This is a genomic window from Bacillus sp. SD088 (genome assembly GCF_017355205.1).
GTDB lineage: Bacteria > Bacillota > Bacilli > Bacillales > Bacillaceae_C > Lederbergia.
On sequence record NZ_JADIJK010000005.1, the window covers coordinates 86,702 to 104,876 of the forward strand.

18 protein-coding genes and 1 CRISPR repeat array are annotated in these 18,175 nt (G+C 37.4%); of the genes, 16 read left to right on the forward strand and 2 right to left on the reverse strand.

Annotation, left to right across the window (positions count from 1 at the left end; genetic code table 11):
• Positions 1 to 254: 254 nt before the first annotated feature.
• The 15 genes from cas3 (at position 255) to IPU53_RS06045 (ending at position 16,423) form a co-directional block, all read left to right on the forward strand.
• Positions 255 to 2,681, forward strand: coding sequence for a CRISPR-associated helicase Cas3' (gene cas3, locus IPU53_RS05975; RefSeq protein ID WP_207448875.1), 2,427 nt, complete (start codon positions 255 to 257; stop codon positions 2,679 to 2,681).
• 108 nt (positions 2,682 to 2,789) lie between these two features.
• Positions 2,790 to 3,497 (forward strand): type I-C CRISPR-associated protein Cas5c, encoded by a 708-nt coding sequence (gene cas5c / locus IPU53_RS05980; protein ID WP_207448877.1) that lies wholly within the window; start codon positions 2,790 to 2,792, stop codon positions 3,495 to 3,497.
• Positions 3,498 to 3,509: 12 nt separating this feature from the next.
• The gene (gene cas8c / locus IPU53_RS05985) at positions 3,510 to 5,426 is read left to right on the forward strand and encodes a type I-C CRISPR-associated protein Cas8c/Csd1 (protein WP_207448879.1); all 1,917 of its coding nucleotides are present in this window, start codon (positions 3,510 to 3,512) and stop codon (positions 5,424 to 5,426) included.
• 2 nt (positions 5,427 to 5,428) lie between these two features.
• Complete coding sequence (gene cas7c, locus IPU53_RS05990; protein ID WP_207448881.1) at positions 5,429 to 6,289, forward strand: type I-C CRISPR-associated protein Cas7/Csd2; 861 nt, start codon at positions 5,429 to 5,431, stop codon at positions 6,287 to 6,289.
• A complete protein-coding gene (cas4, locus tag IPU53_RS05995) occupies positions 6,279 to 6,938 on the forward strand; it encodes a CRISPR-associated protein Cas4 (protein ID WP_207448883.1) in 660 nt (219 codons plus the stop codon). Before cas7c ends, cas4 begins: the two co-directional genes overlap by 11 nt.
• Positions 6,935 to 7,966, forward strand: a complete 1,032-nt coding sequence (gene cas1c / locus IPU53_RS06000; protein WP_207448885.1) for a type I-C CRISPR-associated endonuclease Cas1c — start codon at positions 6,935 to 6,937, stop codon at positions 7,964 to 7,966. The genes cas4 and cas1c overlap by 4 nt, the downstream gene beginning before the upstream one ends.
• A 9-nt stretch (positions 7,967 to 7,975) precedes the next feature.
• The gene (cas2, locus tag IPU53_RS06005; protein WP_207449152.1) at positions 7,976 to 8,266 is read left to right on the forward strand and encodes a CRISPR-associated endonuclease Cas2; all 291 of its coding nucleotides are present in this window, start codon (positions 7,976 to 7,978) and stop codon (positions 8,264 to 8,266) included.
• A gap of 168 nt (positions 8,267 to 8,434) precedes the next feature.
• Positions 8,435 to 8,930: a CRISPR direct-repeat array (repeat unit 32 nt; unit sequence GTCGCACCTTACTTAGGTGCGTGGATTGAAAT).
• A 19-nt stretch (positions 8,931 to 8,949) separates the two neighbouring features.
• Positions 8,950 to 9,468 carry a Uma2 family endonuclease gene (locus tag IPU53_RS06010; protein WP_207448887.1) on the forward strand — a complete coding sequence of 173 codons (519 nt, stop codon included), beginning with the start codon at positions 8,950 to 8,952 and terminating at the stop codon, positions 9,466 to 9,468.
• Between the two features lie 532 nt (positions 9,469 to 10,000).
• Positions 10,001 to 10,303, forward strand: coding sequence for a DUF3219 family protein (locus IPU53_RS06015; protein WP_207448889.1), 303 nt, complete (start codon positions 10,001 to 10,003; stop codon positions 10,301 to 10,303).
• Entirely contained in the window at positions 10,303 to 11,295 is a 993-nt protein-coding gene (locus IPU53_RS06020; protein ID WP_207448891.1) for an LLM class flavin-dependent oxidoreductase, read from the forward strand. Before IPU53_RS06015 ends, IPU53_RS06020 begins: the two co-directional genes overlap by 1 nt.
• A gap of 198 nt (positions 11,296 to 11,493) precedes the next feature.
• A complete protein-coding gene (locus tag IPU53_RS06025) occupies positions 11,494 to 12,903 on the forward strand; it encodes a DHA2 family efflux MFS transporter permease subunit (RefSeq protein WP_207448893.1) in 1,410 nt (469 codons plus the stop codon).
• A gap of 112 nt (positions 12,904 to 13,015) precedes the next feature.
• Positions 13,016 to 13,624 carry a sugar O-acetyltransferase gene (locus tag IPU53_RS06030; protein WP_207448895.1) on the forward strand — a complete coding sequence of 203 codons (609 nt, stop codon included), beginning with the start codon at positions 13,016 to 13,018 and terminating at the stop codon, positions 13,622 to 13,624.
• A gap of 376 nt (positions 13,625 to 14,000) precedes the next feature.
• The gene (locus IPU53_RS06035; RefSeq protein WP_207448897.1) at positions 14,001 to 14,717 is read left to right on the forward strand and encodes an ABC transporter permease; all 717 of its coding nucleotides are present in this window, start codon (positions 14,001 to 14,003) and stop codon (positions 14,715 to 14,717) included.
• Positions 14,718 to 14,774: 57 nt separating this feature from the next.
• On the forward strand, positions 14,775 to 15,533 hold the full coding sequence (locus IPU53_RS06040; RefSeq protein ID WP_207448899.1) for an ABC transporter ATP-binding protein: 759 nt from the start codon (positions 14,775 to 14,777) through the stop codon (positions 15,531 to 15,533).
• A 95-nt stretch (positions 15,534 to 15,628) separates the two neighbouring features.
• Positions 15,629 to 16,423 (forward strand): alpha/beta fold hydrolase, encoded by a 795-nt coding sequence (locus IPU53_RS06045; RefSeq protein ID WP_207448901.1) that lies wholly within the window; start codon positions 15,629 to 15,631, stop codon positions 16,421 to 16,423.
• 108 nt (positions 16,424 to 16,531) lie between these two features.
• On the opposite strand, the gene IPU53_RS06050 is transcribed toward IPU53_RS06045, so the two are convergent.
• Together IPU53_RS06050 and IPU53_RS06055 are read right to left on the reverse strand one after the other, a co-directional pair.
• On the reverse strand, positions 16,532 to 16,723 hold the full coding sequence (locus tag IPU53_RS06050; protein WP_207448903.1) for a YbxH family protein: 192 nt from the start codon (positions 16,721 to 16,723) through the stop codon (positions 16,532 to 16,534).
• 79 nt (positions 16,724 to 16,802) lie between these two features.
• Complete coding sequence (locus IPU53_RS06055) at positions 16,803 to 17,162, reverse strand: DoxX family protein (protein ID WP_207448905.1); 360 nt, start codon at positions 17,160 to 17,162, stop codon at positions 16,803 to 16,805.
• A gap of 206 nt (positions 17,163 to 17,368) precedes the next feature.
• Between IPU53_RS06055 and IPU53_RS06060 the strand changes: the two genes are divergently transcribed.
• Entirely contained in the window at positions 17,369 to 18,160 is a 792-nt protein-coding gene (locus IPU53_RS06060) for a gluconate 2-dehydrogenase subunit 3 family protein (RefSeq protein WP_207448907.1), read from the forward strand.
• The last annotated feature ends 15 nt before the right edge of the window (positions 18,161 to 18,175 follow it).

Below are 18,175 nucleotides of genomic sequence, written 5' to 3' on the forward strand. Positions count from 1 at the left end.
AACACGAACATTGTGGTAATTCAAATATTTATCGTAGCCTTCACACCGGTTGATTGGAGCGGAAATCAACATTGTTCAGATTTTTAACATAAAATTTGTATTATGAAATTGACTCAATCGTTTAAAGAATCGATATTAGGTCTTGTTATGTAGAAAAACTTCCAATTATTTGAAGGATTTTGCAGAAAAATACAGAAGTATAACTATAGGAGTGGTATAATATTCCTATATATATTGGTGAGGTGAGGAAGTAAATGAGTTATATTGCACATATTCGGGAGTTTGATAAGCACATACAAACTGTTGAAGAGCATCTATTAGGTGTAAAAAAATTATCGGAAGATTATGGAGAAAAAATAGGTGTGAAACATCTTGCGGGTCTTGCGGGTATGCTCCATGATCTAGGTAAATATACGGATGAATTTCGAGACTATATTTTGAAAGCGGTTTACGATCCGGTAAATGCTCCAAAGCGAGGGAGTGTCGATCATTCGACAGCAGGTGGAAAATTGCTATATAAGTTACTTCATACAAATGAAAAGATTACTCCAACTAAGGGACTTGTGGCGGAGATTGTCGGGAATGCAATAATTTCACACCATTCTTATTTACAGGATTTTTTAAATTCAGATTTAGAGTCCCCTTATCTAAAGAGAGTACGAGACAAGGAATTGGGGGATTTTGGTAAAACTAAAAAGATTTTCTTTGGAGAAGTTATCTCTGAAAAGGATTTTCATGCTTATGTTGATCAGGCGGCTATGGAATTAGAAAAATTTATTTCTAAAGATTTACCAGAAAATAGTGAGAAACAATTAATGTTCTTAACAAAGTTTATTTTTAGTATGTTGATTGATGCAGATCGAACGAATACAAGATTATTTGAAGAAAATCAATCAACAGAATCTTTTCAGCATGATCAGTTATTTGAAACCTATTATAAAAGACTAATGAATAAGCTTTCAGCATTCAAAGACGATGGAAGTGCAAACAACCCTATCAATCGTCTAAGAACAGAAATGTCGGAACAATGTGATGCTTTTGCCGAGAAGCCATCCGGGATTTATACGCTATCAATTCCAACTGGCGGAGGAAAAACGTTGGCTAGTCTTCGTTATGCTTTAAAGCACGCCATGCTTCATAAGAAGAAAAGAATTATTTATGTAATTCCTTATACCTCGATTATTGAACAAAATGCCGCTGAAGTAAGAAGGATTTTAAAGGATTCAGAAAACATCTTAGAACATCACTCTAATGTTATAGAAGATGTAAATGATAATGATGAATTTCAAGATGGACTTATAAACGAACAGCAAAAACTAAAACTGGCAAAAGATAATTGGGATGCTCCCATCATTTTTACTACAATGGTCCAATTTTTAAATGTATTTTATGCGAAGGGCAGTCGGAATATTCGAAGGCTCCATAATATTAGTGATTCTGTCATTATTTTTGACGAAGTACAAAAAGTTCCTACAAAATGTGTTTCTTTATTTAATTATGCTGTAAACTTTTTGAAAATTTATGGGAATAGCAGCATGTTGCTTTGCACAGCGACTCAACCAGCATTAGATTATGTTGAGAAAAAATTAGAAATAAATTCTGACGCAGAAATGATCAATCAATTGGATCAGGTTATCGATGCATTTAAAAGGATCGAAATAATAGATCAAGCTACGACTAAAACGTATAACAACGAATCTCTTGTCCAGTTTGTAAATGAAAAAATGAACGAGGTTCAAAGCATTCTGATTATCTTAAATACGAAAACGGTTGTAAAAAATTTATATACAAAATTAAAAGAAGAGATATCAGGTGTGCCGATTTATCATTTAAGTACTTCTATGTGTTCCGCCCATCGTAGTCAAATTTTAGAAGAAGTAAAACAACATTTAAAAGCCAAAAAACCTGTTATTTGTGTCAGCACTCAATTAATTGAAGCTGGGGTTGACGTGAGTTTTCAGTGTGTCATACGTTCTTTAGCTGGACTTGATTCAATAGCGCAAGCTGCTGGAAGATGCAATCGTCATGGGGAAACAGGACTGCAAAATGTGTATGTGATCGATCACGAGGAAGAAGCATTGCAGCATCTAAAAGAAATTGAAGTTGGCAAAAGAATTTCTAAACGGCTTCTTATTGATATTAATAAGGATAAAAGAAATCATGGAGGAAATGTCCTCTCCAATCAAGCGATGGAAAGATATTTTCAAGAATTTTATACAGATCTAAGAACTGATTTAGATTATTTAATTCCGAAATTCAATAAGAATATGACAGAAATTCTGACCGCTTCCAGAGAAAATTGTAGTTTTCATCGAGCATATATTAGTAAAAATAGAGAACCTGTTCCACTTTTTCTTGTTAATGGATATCTTACTGCAGCAGAGAATTTCCATGTGATTGAAAATAACACTACGTCCGTATTGGTCCCATTTGGAAAAGGAAAAGAAATCATTGCTGAGCTGGCCGGTGCGCAAAAAATAGATGACCTAACGCAATTACTAAGAAAGGCGCAACAATATACAATTAATCTTTATACCTATGAAAAAGAGCTAATCAATAAAAATGCAGGACTGGTTTCCTTATTTGATGGAAAAATAATGGCTCTAAAGGAGGGAGCATACAATGAAGAATTCGGTTTGGAAATACAAAATGATAGTCAGTTTGACTTTATGGCATGGTAAAAACCTATCTGAAAGTTAGATAGGTTTCCATATAATGTATAATACTATACTTTTCAATCCACGCTATAAAGCGACACCTTAGCTTAGAACTTGAAGGGAGGTGAGCATGTGAGAAATTCAATAGAATTTGAAGTGTATGGAGATTATGCTCTTTTCACGGATCCATTAACAAAATTAGGTGGAGAAAAGTTATCTTATCAGGTGCCAACCTATCAAGCATTAAAGGGGATTGTTGAGAGCGTATACTGGAAACCCACGTTAGTGATGGTTGTGGATAAAATACGAGTGATGAATCCAATTAAAATGGAATCCAAAGGAATCCGTCCCATTGAATATGGGGGTGGGAACACACTTGCGAATTATACGTATTTGCGGGATGTTCGGTATCAAGTCCTGGCTCATTTTGAATTTAATTATCACCGACCAGATATGGCTTTTGATCGTAATGAACATAAGCACCACAACATAATGAAGCGCGCATTAAAAGCGGGCGGACGGAGAGATATTTTTCTAGGAACCCGCGAATGCCAAGCCTATGTAGAGCCTTGTGTTTTTGGGGAAGGAGATGGCTTTTATGATAAGTATGATGGAGAAATTCATTTAGGGACGATGGTTCATGGTATTAATTACCCCGATGAAACAGGGAGAAATCAAATGGAAGTGCGCTTATGGAAACCAATCATGAGGAATGGTTTGATTGAATTTATAAGACCAGATGAGTGTACACACATACGAGAAATTCGGGAAATGAAACCCAAACAGTTCGATCAAGCAAATGTGGAATCAGTTGACGCTCTATTAAAAAGTTTAGATTAAGGGGGTGAACAAGTGAGTTGGTTATTAAATTTATATGAAACATACCAGGCAAGTATTGATCATGTCGGGGAGATAAAAAAGAGAAAGAATGGTCAAGAATATACTCTTCTTCCGATCTCCCATACAACACAGAATGCTCATATAGAAGTTACTATCACTGGGGATGGAGAATATCATTCTGCAGTAGTGGTAGAAAAAGATAATGCGAGTACTCTTATCCCCTGCACAGATGAATCTGCAAGTCGAGCGGGTTCAAAGATAGCCCCTTATCCATTACATGATAAGTTAAGTTATGTAGCCGGGGACTTTGTTACTTACGGTGGAAAAATAAAGAAAGAAGAACCCTTTACTTTCTATATTGCCCAATTAAAAGAATGGGCAAATTCTTTATATGCAAACGATAAAGTAAAGACAATTTATCAATATTTAAGCAAAGGCAAGTTAATTCAAGACTTGGTGAGAGATAAAGTTTTGTATTTGGATGAGAATGACCAATTAATTAAAAAGTGGGATAAAAAGTATGAAGATCTTCATGGAGAAAAACCTAAAATATTCACAGTCATTGCTGGGGAGCAGGAAAGTGCGTTTGTCAGATTTAATATACATTCCCCCAACCAAATTTTAACCAAAGTTTGGGAAGATAAAGAGATGTTTGATTCGTTTATCCGCTTCTATCAAGATATGTTAGGTGAGAAAGATCTTTGTTTTGTCACGGGTGAGAGTCGGCCGAGTACAGAAAGGCATGCGAATAAAATTAGAAATGCGGCAGATAAAGCTAAATTGATTTCAGCTAATGATGTGAGCGGTTTTACATTTAGAGGTCGTTTTAGTAGAGGGAGCGAAGCCGCAAGCATCAGTTACGAAGTATCGCAAAAAGCACATAATGCATTAAAATGGCTGATTAATAAGCAAGGGAAAGTGGTTGATCAACGAGTTTTTCTTGTTTGGGGAAATGATGCTTCCATTGTCCCTGATCTAACTGCTGATAGCTTTTCGATTCATCCGAATATTCAACGAAATAAAAAAGAATCCAATACACTTGAAGAATATGCTAATGAAATTGCAAAGGCAATTGATGGCTATAAAAATGATCTTAAACAGCTCTCCAAGGTCAATATATTGGTACTAGATTCAGCAACGACTGGTCGGATGGCTGTGCTTTATTACAGAGATATAGATAAAGAACTTTATTTAGATCGTTTAAAAGAGTGGCATTCCACTTGTGCATGGCTCCATCGTTATAGGAAAAATGATCTAAATGAATTTGTTCAATTTTATGGGGCCCCGGCAACTAAAGATATAGCATTTGCTGCGTATGGACCTAGGGGTAATGATAAAGTGATCAAAGGCTTGATGGAAAGAATGTTGCCCTGCATCGTGGACGGCCAAAAAGTTCCTAAGGATATTATTAGAAGTGCTTATCAAAGAGCTTCTAATCCGATTTCAATGGAGAATTGGGAGTGGGAAAAGACGTTAAGCATTGCTTGTGCATTAATCAATAAATCTCTAATTGAGAAAAAGGAGGGATATCCCATGGCATTGGATATTGAGAATGAGGATCGTGATTATTTATTTGGCCGCCTTCTTGCTGTCGCGGATGTACTAGAAAGAAACGCACTAGATTCAAGTGATAAACGGGCCACAAATGCAAGAAGATATATGAACTCTTTTTCACAACATCCGGAAAGAACGTGGAAGACAATTCAAACAGCTTTACAACCATATCAGGCACGTTTAGGAGAGCGAGTTTGGTTTTATAATAGATTAATTGATGAAGTGGGAGCAAAAATTAAAATGGAGGATTTTAACAATAGACCTCTATCTGGAAAGTATTTATTAGGTTTTTATAGTCAAAGAGAAGCGTTGTATCAGAAAAGGGATAAGAATGGAACAGCAACAGAAGAAGTGAAAAATGGGGAGGAGAACTAAATATGGCAGTTTTAGATCATAAAATCGATTTTTCAGTTGTTTTATCTGTAACAAAGGCAAATGCAAATGGAGACCCTTTGAATGGGAATCGACCACGTCAAAATTATGATGGGTATGGAGAAATTTCCGACGTAGCTCTTAAAAGAAAAATTAGAAATCGTTTGCTTGATATGGGAGAACCTATTTTTGTTCAGTCCAATGACAAGAGAGCCGATCAATTTAGTAGCCTAAGAGAACGGGCCGAGGCAAAGGAAGAGCTGATAAAAGCACTAAAATCAAAAGATAATGCTGCGGAACAGTATGCAACAATTGCTTGTAACGAATGGATTGATGTAAGAAGCTTCGGACAAGTATTTGCATTTAAAGGTGGAGCAGGCAAAGGTGTTTCCGTTGGTGTGCGTGGCCCTGTTTCTATACAAACAGCTACGAGTGTTGATCCTATTGACATTACAAGTATGCAAATAACGAAAAGCGTTAATTCAGAGCCAGGAAAGGATCGAGGATCAGACACAATGGGAATGAAGCATCGGGTAGATTTTGGTGTATATGTCTTTCATGGTAGCATCAATACACAATTAGCTGAAAAAACTGGATTTACGAATTTGGATGCAGACAAAATTAAGCAGGCACTTGTTACATTATTTGAAAACGATTCATCTTCAGCACGCCCAGAAGGGAGTATGGAAGTCAATAAGGTATATTGGTGGGAGCACTCTTCCAAATTGGGCCAATATTCATCAGCTAAAGTTCACCGTTCACTTAATGTAAAGGCGAATGTTGATGAACCGAAGAAATTTGAGGATTACACTGTTACTTTAAGTGATTTAGAAGGTTTAAAAGTTGAGGTAATAGATGGTCTATAATAATGAAGATCAGTACCTTATGTTATCAGGTATTCAACACTTTGAATTTTGTAGGAGGCAATGGGCTCTTATTCATATTGAACAACAATGGGAAGAAAATGTAAAAACAGTAGAGGGCCAACACTTACATAAAAAAGCGGATCAACCTTTTATTAGAGAGAAACGGGGGAATCTATTAATTGTTAGGGCGATGCCGGTAAAATCAAAGGAGCTTGGAATAACGGGTATTTGTGATATAGTCGAGTTTATAAAAGACCAAAATGGGATAGAGCTCAATGGCGTTGAGGGGAAGTTTTCCCCTTATCCCGTTGAATATAAGCGAGGTAAGCCCAAAAAGAATGAATCAGATATTTTCCAACTGACCGCCCAGGCGATGTGTTTGGAAGAAATGCTACTTTGTGAAATAAACACTGGGTACCTCTACTATAATGAAATCAAGCATCGGGTAGAAATTTCTTTAACAAGGGAAACAAAGGATAAAGTTAAAAGAATAACAGCGGAAATGCATGATTATTATAAACGAAGACATACACCAAAAGTGAAAACAGGAGTGTTTTGTAAAAGTTGTTCTCTTCAAAATATATGTTTGCCAAATCTAATGAATAAGCGCTCTGTAAGAAGCTATATTGAAGGGAAAATAAAAGAATGAGAAAACTGCTTAATACATTATTTGTGATGCAACCAGATATTTATTTATCTTTGGATGGAGATAATATTGTTCTTTTAAAAGAGAATGATCGACTAGGTAGATTACCCCTTCATAATTTAGAATCGATTGTCTCGTTTGGCTATACTGGGGCTAGCCCAGCATTAATGGGGTATTGTGCCGATAGAAATATTTCATTAGTTTTTATGACAATGAATGGTCGGTTTCTTGCTCGAGTGATAGGGGAAAGTCGAGGGAATGTGGTATTAAGAAAGAAACAATATCGCATTTCAGATGATGAAACGTCATCTGCGTTGATCGCCCGTAATTTTATTATAGGAAAAATATATAATAATAAATGGATATTGGAAAGAATGACTAGGGACTATCCTATGAGAGTGGATGTAGCTCAATTTAAGCAAACCTCCCAATCACTATCATCTATTATTCAGTCTGTCAGGGAATGTGAAGACCTTGAAAGTTTAAGAGGATGGGAAGGACAGGCAGCGATTAGTTACAATAAAATGTTTGATCAGATGATATTGCAACAAAAAGATGATTTTTATTTTAAATTTCGTTCCCGTCGACCTCCCTTAGATAACGTCAACGCTATGCTGTCTTTTGCCTATACTCTCTTAGCGAATGATGTAGCCTCCGCTTTAGAAGGGGTGGGGTTGGATGCTTATGTTGGTTTTTTGCATAGGGATCGGCCTGGAAGAGTATCTTTAGCCTTGGACGTCATGGAGGAGCTCCGTGGCGTCTATGCGGATCGGTTCGTATTATCATTAATTAATAAAAAAGTGATCAATAAAAGTGATTTTATAAAGAAGGAAAATGGAGCTATGATTATGACGGATGATGGGAGAAAGAAATTTTTAGCATCATGGCAAAATAAAAAACAGGAAAAGATTACCCATCCTTATTTAGGTGAAAAAATTACATGGGGTTTAGTCCCCCATGCACAGGCTATATTATTATCACGATTTTTACGCAATGATTTGGACGAGTATCCTCCATTTCTATGGAAGTAGGTGAAAGAGATCTTAGTATTAATTACATATGATGTGAGCACAACAAGTGGTGAAGGAAGAAAGAGATTGCGCAAAGTCTCGAAGATTTGTCAAAATTATGGGCAAAGAGTCCAAAATTCAGTGTTTGAATGTGTCGTCGATGCAACACAATATACAACTTTAAAATTTGAACTAGTCAATATTATTGATGAAAATCAGGATAGTCTTCGCTTTTATCGGTTAGGACATAATTATAAGACGAAAGTTGAACATATTGGAATCAAGGAATCAATTGATATAGAAGGACCTTTGTTTTTTTAGTGCGAATGCCATGTGCCCATGAATTCCTTGGAGGATTCGCACCTGTTTTTAAAACTTTAGAGGTGCATTATTACATGTTTTGATTGAATTGTACTTAATTCATATTTAAATACAATGAGATTTCGACGAAATTAGACTTTTTTAGGACCGTTTTCTAAAAAAATCGCTGTCGCACCTTACTTAGGTGCGTGGATTGAAATAGTAATTCTTTAAAATCTCCATTCCCGCGCACAGTGTCGCACCTTACTTAGGTGCGTGGATTGAAATAATTAGATTTTTTACTCTTTTTAAACTAATGCCGGTCGCACCTTACTTAGGTGCGTGGATTGAAATATCAAAACCAAATGTTAATACAAACCAATAGGGGATGTCGCACCTTACTTAGGTGCGTGGATTGAAATCTCTAAGCACTACTGTATACTTTTGACCAACAAGTCGCACCTTACTTAGGTGCGTGGATTGAAATACCATAATCTATCATCCTTTCAGTTTTTTAAAATGTCGCACCTTACTTGGGTGCGTGGATTGAAATTCTAACGTCATCTGCACGTCAAGGTGAAATAGCTGGTCGCACCTTACTTAGGTGCGTGGATTGAAATAAAGCTAATGGGTCTTTTAGACCGGTATGCACCGTCGCACCTTTTTTAGGTGCGTGGATTGAAATTTTATCATATGCTCAATATATGGGATTAGAGGATGATATCCAATATGAGGTGATTGATGGACAAATTTATAATATGTCCCCTTCCCCGAATGTAAAACATCAAGCAATTGCGATGGAGCTTGCTACTGAATTTAGAAATCAAAAATGTATGGTTCTTGGAGAAATGGATGTTTGTCTCTGTGGAAAAAGGGATGTAACGCAAGAAAATGAATGGGTCAAACCAGATATTATGATTGTATGTGATAAAACTAAGATACAAGAAAATTACATTTCAGGTGCTCCAGATTTAATTGTTGAAATCCTATCAAAGTCCACTGCTAAAATAGATAAAATGATTAAATTTAACCGATATCAAAGAGCGGGTGTGAAAGAATATTGGATTGTTGATCCCGCACATGAAATAATTGATATTTATAAACTCGAGAATAACCTTTATAAACATGGTGGTACATATGCCAATAATGAGGTTATTAACGTAGGGATCGTTGATGATTTATCAATAAATCTGAAAGATGTTTTTAGAGATAATGGAATCTAGAATATTTCATAAATTTCCGCATATTTTGGAACCTTATATAGAAAATTGTAAGCCTATAAAATTCCCCCGAGTGCGATATATTATCACTCGGTTTTTTTGTAAAATCGATTGAGTAGACCTAGCTAACAAATTACTTTAGAAAAAATTACCCCGCAGTGTAGAGAGAGCGTGGAAATCATTAAATATCGAGTTAACCAGTGCTGCTATAAGATGAGATAGCTATGGCCATCAAGTGGCAAGAGTAAGTTTGAGGTGGAATGAATGGTCACAACTACGGAGTACAGCGTAATCGTTTATTGGCTATTGTCTACTTTATTTTGTTAAAATTAAAGTGGAGGAATGGTTTGAAATATAGAGGGAGAGCATATAGAAAAAGCCTGTTTAAAAAATTCCGATCACTCCTCATGAAAAATAAGATTTATTGAAAGTGGCCTGCAATTTAGTTCTATTAAACCACCCCTTACACTATTTATTGCTTGCGGACATATCTTATTCACTGTCATACTCGATCTATTTAAAGGAGGAGAGTTCGTTGGTCTCGAAGATCATTCTAAATCATACCATCATTAATGTAGATCAATATAAAGAGAATTGGCAAGATGGTTTGTTAAACATTAAAATTAATTTTAAAGTCACAAGTGAAAATTATCACGATATCGCTACGCTACTATATGAAAGGATTTTTGATATAGAAGTTCCTGAAAAAGGGATTACATTTAGAGGAGCCATTCAAGAATATTATACTTCAATGGATAATTTATATAAAGAAGGAGAAGTTGGCGACTATTATGTAAGCTTGTTTGAAGTGAAAAATGAAGAGAGGAGGAGGCAGTGATGAGAATCAGCATATTAGATCAGTCCCCGATTTCATCCAATCAATCTGCAAAGGATGCGTTGTATGAATCGATGAATTTAGCGAAGGCTGGAGAGAAATTCGGTTATACCCGATATTGGATGGCTGAACATCACGATCTTCCTGGGCTTGCTTGTCCTGTACCTGAAGTGATGCTAAGTTTCATTGGAGCTCATACTAGCAAGATTCGAATTGGTTCAGGTGCAACCTTATTACCTCATTATAAACCTTATAAAGTAGCGGAGACTTTTAATTTATTGGCTACCTTATTTCCGAATCGAATTGACATTGGCATTGGCCGTGCACCAGGTGGATCAGCTGAGGCAACGAATGCTTTATCTGATAATTTTTTACAACAGGTCTATAAAATGCCAGATCTCCTTGATGATTTACTTCATTTTCTCCATCATGATTTCCCAAAAGACCATGAATTTTCAAAAGTGACGGCAACACCTGTGCCACAAGTTCCACCAGAGACTTGGCTGCTTGGAACAAGTCAAAAGAGTGCGGTTCTTGCAGCCAAAAATGGTTTGGCTTATGCATTTGGTCAATTTATGAGTGAGGAAGATGGCAGCAAGATTATCGAGCAATACATAAATTTATTTAAACCTAAGGAGAGCGGTTCGTTACCAGAAGTTCTGCTAACTATTTCGGTGGTTTGCGCAGAAACGACCGAAAAGGCAGAGGAAGTGGCTATGAGTTGGTTGATTTGGCAAATACAAGCAGATAGTGGAAAGCGTCAATTGATCCCATCTATTGAGGAAGCCAAAAATTACGAATTAACGGAGACGGAAAAGGAAAAACTGAATAGCATGAAGCAAAATATGATCATTGGAAATCCGCAAGAGGTTGCAGAATCCCTTCGTCAGTTAGAAACAGCCTATAAAACAAATGAAATGATGATTTTAACGATCACTCACTCCCCAGAAGATCGGATTCATTCTTATCGATTAATAGCAGAAGAAGTTCTATGAAATCAGTTTGAAAGATGAAATTAAATCTCATCTTTTGTCTGCCTATCAACCTTGATTTCCAAAAAATTCTAGACTGTTTCATATGTTTTCCCTAAAACGAGGTGGAAGAAATTCAAAACTCTGTTAAAATAACAGGATAGTCATTTGTTAGTGACGCGAAATATATTTATTAGGTTATTTTATGAAAGAAGGGAAACTATGACATCTGAACAACCAGTGCAGATAAAAAAGACACCGATTATGATTGTCCTCATTTCCGGTGCGTTTGTCGCTATCTTAAATCAGACATTGTTGGCGACGGCATTGCCACATATTATGGCGGATTTACAAATTGAATATAGTACGGTTCAATGGTTGCAGTCCGCGTTTATGCTAGTGAACGGGATTATGATTCCGATCACAGCTTTTTTAATTGGTCGGTTTACGACCCGAAAATTGTTTCTTATTGCTATGGGGTTATTTGCATTAGGGACCGCCGTATGTGCGGTGGCAACCAATTTTCCTATATTGTTAACAGGGAGGATTTTGCAGGCATCTGGAGCAGGGATTATTATGCCTTTAATGCAGACGATTTTATTTCTAATTTTTCCTAAAGAAAAACGAGGTACTGCGATGGGCATGTTCGGAATGGTGATCGCGTTTGCTCCAGCGATTGGTCCAACCTTGTCAGGCTGGATGGTGGAACAATTCCCGTGGAGAAGTCTTTTCTATGTCGTGCTACCGATTGCTTTGATTGACATTTTGATTGCTTTTATGGTACTAAAAAATGTAACGAAACGAACCTTCCCAAAAGTGGATATTATTTCGATTATCTTATCTACTCTTGGTTTTGGTGGATTATTATATGGGTTTAGTTCCGCAGGTAGCGGAGGATGGACAAGTATGCATGTGATCGTTGCTATGATCATTGGTGCTATCGCCTTAGTATGGTTTATTTTGAGACAATTGAAGTTAGAACAGCCGATGCTGGAATTCCGCGTTTTTAAAAATAAAACGTTCGCGCTCACGACAGCACTTGGAATGGTGACATTTCTTTCCATGATTGGTGCAGCTGTAGTTCTTCCACTTTTTATGCAAGATATGCTTGGCTTTGATGCGCTTCATTCCGGTTTAATGCTTCTACCTGGAGCCATTATTATGGGGATTGCTAATCCCATAACGGGAAGGTTATTTGATAAATTTGGTGCACGATACTTAGCGATTACGGGTCTCTCGATTCTTATTATCACGACCTTTATGTTCACCATTTTTAATGACCAGACAACCTTTGCGTACCTGGCGATTGTAAATGCCTTTCGGATGGCTGGTATTGCGATGGTGATGATGCCTGTGACAACAGCGGGACTGAATCAGCTCCCCAAAGATCTAATCCCCCACGGTACAGCGATGAATAATACGATGCGCCAGGTCGCCGGTGCAGTAGGCACGGCCCTATTAGTTACAATTATGTCGACAGCAGCCCGCCCTGATGAAGGTATAAATGGTGTTATTCATGGGGTAAATATGTCCTTTGTAGTAGCTGGGATTTTCGCCGTTGTGGGCTTTGTACTTGCATTCTTTATTAAAAAGCCGCAGCAAAATCTTGATACGCAAACAAGGCAGCATTAGGGAAAAGCTTGATAAAATCTATAGAATTTTTAGTATAATGAAATTGTCTAACGACAGATAAAGTGAGACGGTTGTATAGGTACAAACGTTTAAAGTCGGGGGAGAAAATCAGATGGATATTAGAGAGAAGATGCACAATGGCAAGATATATTGCTGCAATGATGAAGGTTTATTAAAAGAACAAACGGAATGTATGGAGGTGCTCTATGATTTTAATCAAACGAGACCTTCAGAAGTTGAAAAAAGAAAAGAGTTCTTACAGAAAGTCTTCGCTGAAGTAGGAGACAATGTGCATATCGAGCCACCCCTTCATGCAAACTGGGAACGATTCACACATGTCGGCAATGATGTTTATGCAAATTTCAATTTAACCTTGGTAGACGATACAGACATCCATATCGGTAACAGTGTTTTAATCGGTCCGAATGTGATAATTGATGCTGGAACCCATCCGGTTCATCCGGAATTGCGACGGAAGGCGGCACAATACAATTTGCCAGTCGCCATCGAGGATAATGTCTGGATTGGTGCAGGTGCTATTATCCTCCCTGGAGTTCGAATTGGGGAGAATACAGTAATCGGTGCTGGGAGTGTCGTCACAAAAGATATTCCAGCTAATGTCATTGCAGTAGGAAGTCCTTGCAGGGTAGTGCGAGAAATCAATGAGCATGATCTGAAATTTTATCACAGGAATATGAAAATTGAGGCTGAAGAGCTCTAAATTAAAAAATAAAGATAGAGAAAGGGAAGGGTAAAAAACATCCTTTCTCTCTTCTTTTTTATTTTATTGTGTGTAAGTTTGCCTATATTGAGGGAGCAAACCAAAGTACTATTGTTCTGTTTTCTGATTGCTTATACAATTAATACTAACTTATACTTTTGAAATATTTTAAAAATTTGACAAAAAGAATTTGCATTAAATAATATTTCATACTCTCCTATTATAAACACAAGTGTAAAAGTCAGTTTTTCAAAAACCGGGGAGATAGTATAACTAATGTGCGAAACAGAAATTGTTGTGATTGCGTTATTAGTTCTGCAATTAGATTCTTATTTTATAAAGCGTTTTCATTGAACTAGTAGAGGATGCAGGTGTTGTGCCAAAAGATATGGCCAATGAACGAGGAATCCAAATTGGCGATTCTCTACCATTGATTGTCGATGAGCAATCTACTTCTGTTACAATCGTTGAAATTATTGACGAGATGGATCAATTCCAACTGAACCATTTATTAATTACTGAAAGCCATCCTGATATTCAACCTGGTAATTTAGAGCGAATTTTAGTGGAGATTCAGGATGGGTATGAAAAACAAATGATTGAACAGCTTCAGCTTTTGCAACGAGAATATCCGGAGATGGGCTGGATCCAGGCGACAGACTCGCTTCGGACGTTTGATACTACACATCAACAGGCCCTAGCTATGCTACAAGGAATTACGTTTATCATAACAGTTGCTGGTATAGGTGGTGTACTGAACGCACTTAATGCAGGAATCCATGCAAGGAGACGTGAATATGCCGTTTTGCGTTCCATTTATTTAACCCCCTTGCAAATGATGAAGTTGATTGCCTGGCAAGGGGTTACCCTGTCACTTCTATCTTTATTCATCGGTACGATAACGGCAACTATTTTACTCTTTTCTATCTATATTAGTTCAAGTGGATTTAAGGGGATCTTTGAACATATCCCTCTTGGAAACGTGGGTGTGTTGTACATCATATTGTTTGGATTGTCTGTGTTATCAACAATACCTACGGCAGGGAAAATAGCGCGAATGCATATTATGGATGTATTTAAAACAGCTGATTAGCACGTTTTGTAGTATGGGGTTGCACTATGAAGTCTATGAGGCAGGGAGGTTTTTATATTGACAGAAGCATTCTTAGAAATTAGTAATCTTTCCAAAACGTTTGAGCTAGGGAAGAATCGTGTTGTGGCGTTGCATTCCGTCGATTTCCAAGTTGAAAAAGGGGAGTTTGTCGCCATCATGGGCCCGAGCGGGTCTGGTAAATCGACACTGATGCATATATTAGGGGGGATGGAACGCTCTTCCGAAGGGGATATCTATTTTGAAGGAAAAAATGTCAACCACTTACTATTCAATGAACCACACTCCACTCGATTTCGCAGAGAAAAAATGGGGTTTATTTTTCAATCCTTTAATTTGTTACATGGGATTACGGCATGGGATAATGTTTCCCTTTCTCTTGTCCTTGCTGGTTTGAAAAAGCAAGAGATTTTGCAACGAACAAAACAATTACTAGAGTTTGTTGGTCTATTTGAGCGACGGAAGCATTTTCCCAGCCAGCTTTCCGGCGGGCAACAGCAAAGAGTAGCCATTGCTCGGGCTCTGATTCATCGTCCCGCTCTTCTCATTGCAGATGAGCCCACAGGGAATTTAGATTCGACTACGACAGAGGAAGTCTTACAGCTTTTCAAGCAAATGAGGGAGAGTTATGGGCAAACGATTCTGTTTGTTACGCACGAACCAACTGTAGCAGCACATGCGGATCGCATTATTTATATAAAAGATGGAAGTATTGAGCAGGAATGGCGTCAGCATGCCCAGTTCGAGGATGAACAGGAACGACTCAAATGTGTACTCGATCAGCTTGCAGTAAAGTGATAGTAAGGTAAAATTATTGAAGGGCGAAGAATTTAGCCTAAGCTCATCTGTACCAGTGGGTTCACTGATTAAGTTTCACTTTGAGGAGAGAGGGGATGTATATGTTTGTAAAAGAGGCGGGGGATCAAACAGGGCCCTTACTTGTTTTCATACATGGCGGTGGGGTGAGCGGTTGGATGTGGAATCAACAATTAGACTATTTTAATGAATACCATCTGCTTATTCCTGATTTACCAGGACATGGTGGAAGCAGAGAAGAGAGTGTTTTTTCGATTAAGGATTCTGCTGAAGAATTGATTAGATGGATAGAAATGAGAGGATCGGATAAAAAAGTGATCGTCGTGGGTTTTTCACTAGGGGCACAAATACTAGTGGAAATGTTGCATCAAGAGCCAGAACTGATTGATTATGCTGTTATAAATAGTGCGCTCGTTCGACCGAATTCACTATTACGTGGTTTTATTCGGCCAATGGTTAAATTTACTGCATTTCTGGTGAAAAACCGCGCCTTTGCGCAGCTTCAGTCCAAAGAGTTATATATCGATGAGGAGAATTTTGAGACATATTTTCAAGAAAGTAAGGAAATGAAAACGGAAATGCTGATCCAGGTATTGCAAGAAAATATGAACTATGCAATTCCACAGAATTATCCCCAAGCAAGAGTAGAAATTTTAGTGACCATCGGGGAAAAAGAAAAGAACATGATGCGAAAATCTGCTGAAGACCTTGTGTCTGCTCATCCTAAAAGCAAAGGAATTATCTTTCCACAAGTAGGCCATGGCATCCCTCTAGCGAATCCTGATTTATTTAATCAAACATTGACTGCATGGATAAATCAACAACCACTCCCAAAAGAATTACAAAGGCTTCATTTGCATGAAATTAATTAGGGAATGACAAAACGGTGGGAGTGCCTAGGAGCACTCTCACCAAATTATAATTTTTCAACCTAATGGGATGGTTGTTTCCACACTTATTCCTTGATAGCTGTTAAAAGTTTAAATCCCCTTTTCAACACAATACTCCTCTACAAGCTCCTCAATTTGGCTAAGTTCCGGATATTTCCCAGAAAAGGAAAATTTAATTTCTTCCACAAATTCTCCATCTTTATAAACATGAACGGCGCCATTTTGAGCGATCACACTGTGTTCTGGTTCAAAAAAATACCCACCTCGTTCAATTGCTCCCATAAAAAGACACACTCCCTTAAAACCTTGTCTTACATACTATCCCCTAAATCTCTTTGTTCAAACAAATCGCGACACAGTGTTAATCTATTTCCAATTTATACAAAACAATTAGTAAAACAAGCACCGTAATATCGAGTCGTGCTTCAAAAAGGAATTTCATAAAGTCTGTTGAGAGGATCGGGATTTTCGTGATGACAATGGCCGTGAGCATAATTGCCATTAATGGAATGGTCGCAAGCTTTGGAACGATCTTTAATAAGAGACAAACACCTGCAATTATTTCGATAAATGCAACGATATACAATGTGATTTCGGGAAAAGGCAATCCTAATTGAACAAAATAGCTCCCAAGCTCCGAACTTACTATTTTCATTAAACCTGAGACGATAAAAATATAGGCAACCACATAACGAAGATATTTTAACGGTAAATGAGTCATTTCCGCTCCCCTTTTTTACATATTTCTTTCGTATATCTCCATTATATGCAGCCGTTTGGACAAACAGGACCTGAAAATTTGTAACCCCATTTATAAACCTGAATTTCAGCGAGCTAGGTTTTATTGTAAATTTCTCCTCTTTTTATGCGTAAATTCCCTGATATTGTAAATAATACTTTTTAACATTCACTGAAAGGAGTATGCAAATGAGTGATCAACAAGATAAAAAGGGCATGACAAGGCGAGAGTTTATTCGTAAAGGTGGATATGTTGCTGGAGGTGTTGTTGGAGGGGGCGTCCTAGGGGGTCTCATTACCCAACAAACGCTTAAAACAAATCAAAAAGGACAAACTTCACCAGAGCAAGATTCAGGTAAAGGTCCTGAGGTAAGTTATCAACGTGCCATGATGTATTTTTCAAATCCAGAAGAATTTACCGTTCTTTCACAAGCGGCGGAGCGTATTTTCCCGGAAGATGATCTTGGCCCAGGGGCGATTGATCTAGATGTACCTTACTATATTGATCACCAATTAGCGGGAACATGGGGAAATAATGCACGCGATTACATGATGGGTCCATTCTATCCAGGAATCGAAACACAAGGATTCCAATCCCATTTAAGAAGAAATGAGATTTTTAGCCAAGGAATTTCAAAAATCCAATCCCATAGTCAAGAAAAGTATAAGAAAAAGTTCACAGAATTAAGTGACGACGAACAAGATAAGATTTTAACCGATTTTGAAGAAGGCAAGGTCAAAATGAAGGGAGTAACTTCAAATGATTTCTTTACCTTATTTCGAATGGCTGTGTTAGAAGGTGTATATGCGGATCCTCTTTATGGTGGCAACCGTGATATGGCAGGGTGGAAAATGAAAGGTTTCCCAGGAAATCAAATGAGTTATTTAGATAAAATCGAAGCGACTGATTTTTTAGAAATAGAACCAGTTAGTTTAACGTCTCATATGCCGGCTCCGAAAAAGAAAGAATCGAATGGCTAAGAAAGGATGATCGAT